We start from the raw sequence: 3,725 nt of genomic DNA on the forward strand, positions 1-3,725 counted from the left end.
GCCCTGAAAAAAGGGGCAGGTCAGCCCCTCAAACCCGAATCGGGATGATCAGGGGCGTCCGAAACAGGCCATGGTTGGTGGCAGCACGCGGCTGCGTATGTCTTCCCAGTCGGTGAAACGCGCCTTGCGTGAGAGTGCCTTTTTCGAACTCGACCTCAAGGACAACATCGGCACGCGCACAAAACGGCTGTTCGAAAAGCTGGTGGATCATCTGGTGAAAAGCGGCGCGCCCGCCGACAAAGCGCGGGAGGCCGCCGAAAAGGTGGCAGCGATATTTGGAAAACTCGAATCCCCCAAAAAGGATGAGGACAAGAGGGTTGCCACGACCCTTGCCTTTATCTCGCCCGACGAATGGCGTTTGGCGGAGGAGCTGGCAGAAAAAATCGTGTCTGGAGAGGATCTCCCCAAGGACAAGGATCTGAAAAAGCTTGTCCTGCGCCGGGCTGACGGCGCCGTCGACATAGCAATGTTCGGGCGGATGCTGGCTGATGATGCCGATTTCAATCGCGATGCCGCCGTTCAGGTGGGACATGCCATTACCACCCACACCGCTCAGCCGGAGGAAGACTGGTACTCGGCGGTCGATGATCTGAACAAGGCCGAGGACACCGGCGCCGGGCATCTGGGCGAGACGGCATTCGGGTCAGGTGTCTATTATCAGTATGTCTGCGTGAACGTGGATCTCCTGATCGAGAACCTTGATGGAGATCGCGGTCTGGCCGCAAAGGGGGTTGAAGCTCTCGCTCGGGCTCTTGCCCAGACGGCGCCGCGTGGCAAGCAAAACAGCTTCGCCCATCATCCGCGGGCCCATTATGTGCTTGCCGAAAAGGGGGAAAAGGCTCCGCGTGATCTGACGGGAGCGTTTTTCGCGCCGGTCAAGACACAGCCCTTCCTTGAAAGCTCGGTAACCCTTCTGAAAAAGACCCGGGATGATATTGATGCCGCCTACGGACGGGCGTGGGAAGCGGATTGCGTCATGCAAGTGGGTGTTGGCGGGACGCTGGACGATGTTCAGCGTTTTGCGGGTGACGCCGTGCGGGCGGCGTGATGCGGCCCTATCTCGTGTTCAGCCTCACGGCCACGCTTGGCGCAATGGGGGAACTGGCCGGACACGAACGGCGCGGGTCCCTGGTCTGGCCGGGCCGGTCAGCCATTCTGGGGCTGTTGGGAGCGGCCCTTGGCATCAAGCGGGGCGGCGATTTCACGGCCCTGGACCAGCTTGAGCTGGCAGTGGCGGTTTTTGACCCGGGCACTCCGATGAGGGACTACCATACGGTGGAAACGGTGCCGACGGCCGCCGCCAAGCGCCCCAATTCCCGGCCCGAGGCGCTTATGGCTGCCCGCCGGAAGACCAACACAACGATCACTCTGCGGGATTACCGCGCGGGCGTCCTCTATGGTATCGCCGTATGGGGAGACGGGCTGGACAAACTCGCCGCAGCTCTGGAGCGCCCGAAGTTTACGCTTTATCTGGGCCGGAAGTCATGTCCGCTTGCAGCACCTCCCGGAGCGAAGGTCGTTGACTCGGAAAGCCCGGAAGCGGCCCTTGAACAACTGGAGCTGCCGCCGTGGCGGCGGCTGGACCATAACGGCAGGCCGGCCACTGCCCGTGTTCTGATTGCAGGCGCAGACACGGGGCATTGGGTCAACGATGTGCCACGGGACAGAAGCCGCTGGCACTTTTCGCCCCGCCGCGTTTCCTTGCAAAATGTTGAGATTGTCACCGGAGGGCAGACATGACGCTGTATCTCAGCCGCCTTCGTCTGTCGAAAACACCATCAGCACGGGCGTTGTCCGGCTTGCTGTCTCCTTCAGAGGCGGGTCCGCGCGGTTCGGCCCACCATCAGCTGCTGTGGTCGGCCTTTTCCGATGGTCCGGACCGGCGCCGGGATTTTCTCTGGCGGGAAAACCGGGAAGGCGAATTTCTGACGCTTTCCGAACGCCCGCCCCTGCCGACGGATCTCTTCGAACCCCACAGCACAAAGGAATTTGCGCCGGTGCTGGCAGCCGGATCTCGGCTTGATTTTGCTCTGCGGGCCAATGCGACGCGGACGAAACGCGGCGGCCAGCGCGTCGATGTGGTCATGGATGCGCTTTATCAGCTTCCGAGGGGACAGCGGGCACCGGCGCGGATGGCCGTTGCCGCACGCGAGGGCCGCGCCTGGCTTGAGCGCCAAGGTGTAAAGGCGGGTTTTGCGGTGATTGCTGCCGGGGCCGAAGACTACGCGACCAACGTGCTGCCGGGATACCGGGGCCCGGGCAAGGGCCAGCCGCAGTTTGGCATTCTGGATCTTTCGGGACAGATCGAGATTGTGGATCCTGTGGCGTTCCTTGCGCAACTCGGCAAAGGCTTCGGCCGCGCAAAGGCATTCGGTTGCGGCTTGATGATGATCCGGAGGGCTGCGTGAGCGGCTCCGGTCTTCCCGGCCTCGCCCCGCCAAAACCGATCCCGCTAAAGGACCGCGCGTCGCTGGTGTTTGTCGAAAGGGCCCAGCTTGATGTTGCCGATGGCGCGTTTGTTGCGGTGAATGCGGATGGAACGCGCATCCAGATTCCGGTCGGCGGTTTGGCGGGGATCATGCTGGAGCCCGGCGCGCGCATCTCTCACGCGGCGGTCGCTCTTGCCGCGCGGGTGGGCACGCTGATCACATGGGTCGGAGAAGGCGGGGTACGCCTCTACTCCGCCGGTCAGCCGGGAGGCGCAAGGTCCGACCGGTTGCTGTGGCAGGCCTCGATTGCCCTGGACAACGACGCCCGGCTTCGGGTTGTGCGCAAGATGTTCGAAATACGGTTCAAGGAGGAGGCACCGTCCCGGCGTTCAATCGAGCAGCTGCGTGGTATTGAAGGCGCCCGGGTTCGCGAGACCTACACGCTACTGGCCCGTCAGTATGGCGTGGAGTGGAAGCGCCGGGCCTATGACCGGGCAGACAGGGAGGCGGGCGATGTTCCAAACCGCTGTCTGTCGGCGGCCACAGCCTGCCTGCACGGCTTGACCGAGGCCGCGGTTCTGGCAGCCGGATACGCCCCTGCGATCGGTTTCCTGCACAGCGGAAAACCCTTGTCCTTCGTGTATGATATTGCGGATCTGTTCAAGCTTGAGACGGTCGTTCCAGAAGCGTTCCGGATTGCCGGACAGGCCGCCAGGGGAAAGCTCGACATGGTCCCGGACAGAGCCGTCCGCCTGGCCTGCCGGGATGCCTTTCGCCGGACGGGACTTTTGAAACGGATCATTCCGGCCATTGAGGACGTTCTGTCGGCCAGTGAGCTTGCGCAGCCGCAACCGCCACCCGGCCATGTCCCTCCAGCGTTTGAGGACCCGCCGCCAACGGGCGATGCGGGGCACAGGTGAACCATGGCGATGCTTGTCGTGACCGTTTCGAACGTTCCGCCGCGGTTGCGTGGCAGGCTTGCCGCCTGGCTCGTGGAGCTGCGTGCAGGGGTATATGCCGGCAACTATTCCGCCCGGACGCGCGAGATGATCTGGGAGCAGGTGGTGGCCGGGTTGGAAAACGGCGATGCCGTAATGGTCTGGCAAGCGCCCGCCGATCAGGGCTATGAATTCAAAACGGCGGGCACCAACCGCAGGATGCCGGTGGATTTTGACGGTTTGAAGCTCGTGCGTTTTTATCCCGAAAAGCAGTGCTGACCGGCTCAAAAAAGCCGGTGCGTTCTTTGACAATTCAATTCTGTTGAGAGATCAATGGGTTCTGGAAAGAGTGTTCCCC

General features: G+C 62.5%; 4 protein-coding genes and 1 pseudogene. All 5 read left to right on the top strand.

Going from position 1 to position 3,725, the window contains the following annotated elements:
- Positions 1-31: 31 nt before the first annotated feature.
- Positions 32-1,048: pseudogene (gene cas7e, locus E1297_RS03600) on the top strand (type I-E CRISPR-associated protein Cas7/Cse4/CasC); the annotation flags it as partial.
- Positions 1,048-1,740: a type I-E CRISPR-associated protein Cas5/CasD gene (gene cas5e / locus E1297_RS03605; RefSeq protein ID WP_155133994.1), complete on the top strand. Its 693-nt coding sequence runs from the start codon at positions 1,048-1,050 to the stop codon at positions 1,738-1,740. The pseudogene cas7e and the gene cas5e, both read left to right, overlap by 1 nt.
- Positions 1,737-2,408 carry a type I-E CRISPR-associated protein Cas6/Cse3/CasE gene (gene cas6e, locus E1297_RS03610; RefSeq protein ID WP_155133997.1) on the top strand — a complete coding sequence of 224 codons (672 nt, stop codon included), beginning with the start codon at positions 1,737-1,739 and terminating at the stop codon, positions 2,406-2,408. Before cas5e ends, cas6e begins: the two co-directional genes overlap by 4 nt.
- Entirely contained in the window at positions 2,405-3,349 is a 945-nt protein-coding gene (cas1e, locus tag E1297_RS03615; protein ID WP_368669454.1) for a type I-E CRISPR-associated endonuclease Cas1e, read from the top strand. The genes cas6e and cas1e overlap by 4 nt, the downstream gene beginning before the upstream one ends.
- Positions 3,350-3,352: 3 nt before the next feature.
- Positions 3,353-3,646, top strand: coding sequence for a type I-E CRISPR-associated endoribonuclease Cas2e (cas2e, locus tag E1297_RS03620; protein WP_209015626.1), 294 nt, complete (start codon positions 3,353-3,355; stop codon positions 3,644-3,646).
- Positions 3,647-3,725: the final 79 nt, after the last annotated feature.

The sequence above is a fragment of the Roseibium sp. RKSG952 genome (assembly GCF_009711355.1).